The sequence below is a fragment of the Ornithinicoccus halotolerans genome (genome assembly GCF_009602535.1).
GTDB classification, from domain to species: Bacteria; Actinomycetota; Actinomycetes; order Actinomycetales; family Dermatophilaceae; genus Ornithinicoccus; species Ornithinicoccus halotolerans.
On sequence record NZ_WIQI01000152.1, the window covers coordinates 1 to 4599 of the forward strand.

Here is a 4599-nt window from a genome sequence, read left to right on the forward strand (position 1 = left end):
CGGCCGCGAGCGTGTCCTGGGCCACGGCCCGGGCCAGCTCGGGCCGGGTGAGCGGCTGCGGCGGCAGCAGCCGGGACTTGGCCCGGTGCGCGTGCTTGACCGGCACCACGACGCGCCAGCGGGGGGCCGGGGCGGGGGCGGGTGGCATACCACCATCCTGCCGCACGATGACAAGATGACCCCCGTGCCCCGCATGCCGATCCGTACCAGCGCGCCCCGCAGCTACCGGGCGGTCATCGCGCTGCTGCGCCCCCCGATCGCCGGGCTGACGCGGCAGGACTGGCACGGAGCCGAGCACCTGCCTGCCGAGGGCGGCTTCATCGTCGCGGCCAACCACGTCTCCGAGATCGACCCCTTCACCCTGGCCCACTTCCTGGTCGACCACGGCTGCCCGCCGCTGTTCCTGGCCAAGTCCTCGCTCTTCGAGCTGCCCGTCGTCGGCGGGGCGCTGCACGGGCTGGGGCAGCTGCCGGTCTACCGCGGCTCCAGCCGGGCCGGGGACGCGCTGCAGGCCGCGGAGAGGGCAGTGCAGGCCGGCTCCTGCGTGGTGATCCTGCCCGAGGGGACCCTCACCCGGGACCCCGGGCTGTGGCCGATGCGGGCCAAGACCGGCGTGGGCCGGCTCGCGCTGGCCACCGGTGCCCCCGTGGTGCCGGTCGCGCAGTGGGGCCCGCAGCAGCTGCTGCCGCCCTACGCCCGCCGGCCGCGCGGGCTGTTCTCCCGGGTCCGGATGCAGGTCGCGGCCGGCCCGCCGGTCGACCTCGCCGACCTGCGCGGGGAGGGCCAGGCGGAGAGCCCGGTCGCGCTGCGGCAGGCCACCGACCGGGTGATGGCCGCGATCACCCGGCAGCTGGAGGAGCTGCGCGGGGAGCGCGCGCCCGAGCAGCCCTACCAGCACGGGGGCGACCGGTGAGGCGGGTCGCCGTCCTCGGCAGCGGGTCCTGGGGCACCGCGTTCGCCGGCGTCCTGGCCGACGCCGGCGGTGACCAGGTGCAGGTCGTCGTGCACGGCCGCCGCCCGGCGCTGGCGCAGGCCATCAACCGCGACCACGTCAACGCCGAGTACCTGCCCGGCCGGGTGCTGCCCGGCTCGGTGCGGGCGACCACCGACGCCGAGGACGCGCTGACGGGGGCGGACCTGGTGGTGCTGGCCGTCCCCTCGCAGACGCTGCGGGACAACCTGACCGGCTGGGCGCCGCTGCTGCCCGCCCACGGCCCCGTCGTCTCCCTCATGAAGGGCATCGAGAACGGCACCGGGCTGCGGATGAGCGAGGTGGTCACCCAGGTCGGCGGCGTCGACCCGGAGCGGGTGGCGGTGCTGTCCGGCCCCAACCTGGCACGGGAGATCGCCGACCGGCAGCCGGCCGCCAGCGTCATCGCCTCCGCCAGCCACGACACCGCCGACGTGGTCGCCGCCGCGGTCGCGACGCCCTACTTCCGCCCCTACACCGAGACCGACGTGGTCGGCACCGAGCTCGGCGGGGCGATGAAGAACGTCGTCGCGCTCGCGGTCGGCCTCGCCGAGGGGCTCGGCTACGGCGACAACACCAAGGCCAGCATCATCACCCGCGGGCTCGCCGAGACCGCCCGCCTCGGGGCGGCGCTGGGTGCCGACCCGGCCACCCTGATGGGGCTGGCCGGCGTCGGCGACCTGATCGCCACCTGCATGTCGCCGCTGTCGCGCAACCACCGGTTCGGCGTCAGCCTCGGCCGGGGGATGACGCCGGAGGAGGCGCTGGTGGCGACCGGGCAGACCGCCGAGGGCGTGCGCACCTGCCGCTCGGTCGTCGAGCTGGCCGGGCGCCACGGGGTGGACGTCCCGATCAGCGCCGGCATCACCGCGGTGCTCGAGGAGGGCGTGGACCCGCGTGAGCTGGCCGACGCGCTGATGTCCCGGGCGCGCAAGCACGAGCGCCAGTAGCAGCGTGGCTGGCCGGGTCCGGCCGCCCCGGCCGCTACCCTCGACCGCGATGAGCCAGCACAGCCCGACCCCAGCCCCGCGGGGTGACCGCGTGCGCGTGGCCCTCGTCTTCGGCGGCCGCTCCGAGGAGCACGCCATCTCCTGCGCCACCGCCGCCAGCGTGCTGCGGGCGATCGACCGGGAGCGCTACGAGGTGGTCCCGGTCGGCATCACCCGGGAGGGCTACTGGGTCCAGGTCGCCGACGAGCCGGCGGCGCTGGAGATCAGCGACGGCCAGCTCCCGGAGGTGCCCGGTGACGGCGCGCCGGTGCTGCTGCCGCTGGGCTCGCCCGACCGCACCCTGACCGTGGCGCGCCCCGGGGAGGTGCCGGCGGCGCTTGGCGAGGTGGACGTGGTGTTCCCGCTGCTGCACGGGCCGTTCGGGGAGGACGGCACCATCCAGGGGCTGCTGGAGCTGGCCGACATCCGCTACGTCGGCTGCGGGGTGCTGGCCTCCGCCGCGATGATGGACAAGGCGATGATGAAGACCGTCTTCGCCTCCGCGGGGCTGCCGGTGGGGCCCTACGCCGTGATCAGCGACCGGCAGTGGCGGCAGGACCCCGCGGCCGCCCTGGACGCCGCCAGCTCGCTGACGTTCCCGGTCTTCGTCAAGCCGGCGCGCGCCGGGTCCTCGATGGGGGTCAGCCGGGTGGAGCGGCCCGAGGACCTGGCCCGGGCGGTGCAGGAGGCCCGCCGGCACGACCCGAAGGTGCTCGTGGAGCAGGGCATCGACGGCCGCGAGGTGGAGGTGGGCGTGCTGGAGGGACGCGGCTCGACGCCGCCGCGGGTGAGCGAGGTCGGCGAGATCGCGGTCGGCGGCGGCCACACCTTCTACGACTTCGAGGCCAAGTACCTGGACGAGGAGAACCTGCGGCTGACCATCCCCGCCGACGTGCCCACCGGGGTGCGGGAGGAGGTGCGGCGGCTGGCGGCGGTCGCCTTCGAGGCCGCCGGCTGCGAGGGGCTGGCCCGGGTGGACTGCTTCTACACCGCTGACGGCCGGGTGCTGGTCAACGAGGTCAACACCATGCCCGGCTTCACGCCGTACTCGATGTTCCCGCAGGTGTGGGCCGCCTCCGGGCTGGCCTACCCCGAGCTGGTCGAGGAGCTGCTGGCGCTGGCGCTGGAGCGCCCGCTCGGGCTGCGCTGAGCAGACCTCCCGGTCGCGGCCGGCGCGGACCGCGCCCGCGGGCCGGGCTCAGCTGCAGCGCCGGTCGCCCTGGGGCACGCTCTCGGCCGCCGGGTTGAACGCCGTCAGCAGCAGCGCGTTGGGGTTGTGCTGCTGCGGCACCAGCACCTCCACCGCGGGGTCCCGCCCGTAGCTGGTGAACCGCCACCCGTCGGCGAGCTCCTCGGCGATCCAGTCGACGCCGGCCACGTCCAGGCACTGCTCGGTGGTCGGTCCGGGCGGCTCGGCGCCGCACCGGGCGATCACCGCGGGGTCGCCCCACGCCGCGACACCGCGGGACTGGACGGCCACCTCGCGCGGCTGCAGCTCCCCGACGGTGGCGGGCCAGGCGTCGGCCACCCGCTGGCAGGCGGGGGAGTCCGCGCCGTCGTACGGGCGGACCTCGACCGCCGACGTGCATCCGGTGAGCACGAGCAGCACGGACAGCACGGACAGCACGAGCAGCGCAGGGAGGCCGACAGTGCCCAGGGACGCGCCGCTCAGAGGTGGACGACGGTGCATGTGGTGGTGCGGGTGATGTGGGGCACCTCCTGGATGCGGGCGATGACCAGCCGTCCCAGGTCGTCCACGGTCGGCGCCTCGATCTGGGCGATCACGTCATAGGGCCCGGTGACGTCCTCGGCCGAGAGCACCCCGTCCAGGTCGGCGATCGCGCGCGCCACTGCCGAGGACCGGCCGACCTCGGTCTGCACGAGCAGGTACGCCTGGATCATCTCGACCACGAACTCCCTCGCCCCGGGTGCGGCTGACGGGTGAGACGCTACCGTGCCGGGGGCGAGAGGAGGAGCCAGTGGTGCCGGGTGCGTCGGACGGCGGGCTGACCATCGAGGGTGCCGGCGAGGCCGGGATCCTCGCCGAGGTGTTCGCCCGGCTGCGCGGGCTGCCGGAGGACGGGGTGCTGGTGGGGCCCGGCGACGACACCGCGCTGCTGGCCACCCGCGGACCGGTGCTGGCCACGACCGACACCGTCGTGCGCGACCGGGACTGGCGCGACGACTGGTCCACGCCGCACGACGTGGGGGCCAAGGTGGTCGTGCAGAACCTCGCCGACCTGGCCGCGATGGGCGGCACCGGTACCGGCCTGCTGGTGACGCTCGTGGCGCCCGGCTCGCTGCCGCTGCGCTGGGTGGAGGGACTCACCGAGGGGATCGCCGAGGCCGCGGCGCGCGCGGGGGTGCCCGTGCTCGGCGGGGACCTGTCCTCCTCGACCGGCGAGGTGATGGTGTCGGTCACCGCGCTCGGTGAGCTGCAGGGCCGCGCGCCGGTGCTGCGGTCGGGGGCCCGCGCCGGGGACGTGGTCGCGGTGGCCGGGTCGCTGGGCCGGTCCGCCGCGGGGCTGCTGCTGCTCGAGCGCGGTGACGCGGGCTGGTGGCCGCCGCCGGAGACCGCCGAGGAGGCGGCCGCGCTGGTCGGCTACCACTGCCGGCCCGCGCCCGAGCTGGCGCAGGGAC

At 76.0% G+C, this 4599-nt stretch carries 6 protein-coding genes; 4 read left to right on the forward strand and 2 right to left on the reverse strand.

Annotated features, from left to right (window positions below; all coding sequences use genetic code 11):
* The first annotated feature begins 175 nt into the window (after positions 1-175).
* Genes GFJ45_RS15110 through GFJ45_RS15120 form a run of 3 tightly spaced genes read left to right on the forward strand, consistent with a single transcriptional unit; the run spans position 176 to position 3109 of the window.
* Positions 176-913, forward strand: coding sequence for a lysophospholipid acyltransferase family protein (locus GFJ45_RS15110; protein WP_153398667.1), 738 nt, complete (start codon positions 176-178; stop codon positions 911-913).
* Positions 910-1920 (forward strand): NAD(P)H-dependent glycerol-3-phosphate dehydrogenase, encoded by a 1011-nt coding sequence (locus GFJ45_RS15115; RefSeq protein WP_153398669.1) that lies wholly within the window; start codon positions 910-912, stop codon positions 1918-1920. Before GFJ45_RS15110 ends, GFJ45_RS15115 begins: the two co-directional genes overlap by 4 nt.
* 49 nt (positions 1921-1969) lie before the next feature.
* Complete coding sequence (locus tag GFJ45_RS15120) at positions 1970-3109, forward strand: D-alanine--D-alanine ligase family protein (RefSeq protein WP_153398671.1); 1140 nt, start codon at positions 1970-1972, stop codon at positions 3107-3109.
* Positions 3110-3157: 48 nt separating this feature from the next.
* On the opposite strand, the gene GFJ45_RS15125 is transcribed toward GFJ45_RS15120, so the two are convergent.
* Entirely contained in the window at positions 3158-3649 is a 492-nt protein-coding gene (locus GFJ45_RS15125; RefSeq protein ID WP_153398673.1) for a DUF3515 family protein, read from the reverse strand.
* Positions 3628-3861, reverse strand: a complete 234-nt coding sequence (locus GFJ45_RS15130) for an Lrp/AsnC family transcriptional regulator (protein WP_153398675.1) — start codon at positions 3859-3861, stop codon at positions 3628-3630. Before GFJ45_RS15130 ends, GFJ45_RS15125 begins: the two co-directional genes overlap by 22 nt.
* Before the next feature lie 80 nt (positions 3862-3941).
* On the opposite strand from GFJ45_RS15130, the gene GFJ45_RS15135 reads away from it, so the two are divergent.
* Positions 3942-4599: thiamine-phosphate kinase (locus tag GFJ45_RS15135; protein WP_228387135.1), on the forward strand; the 658-nt coding region annotated here is incomplete at its 3' end.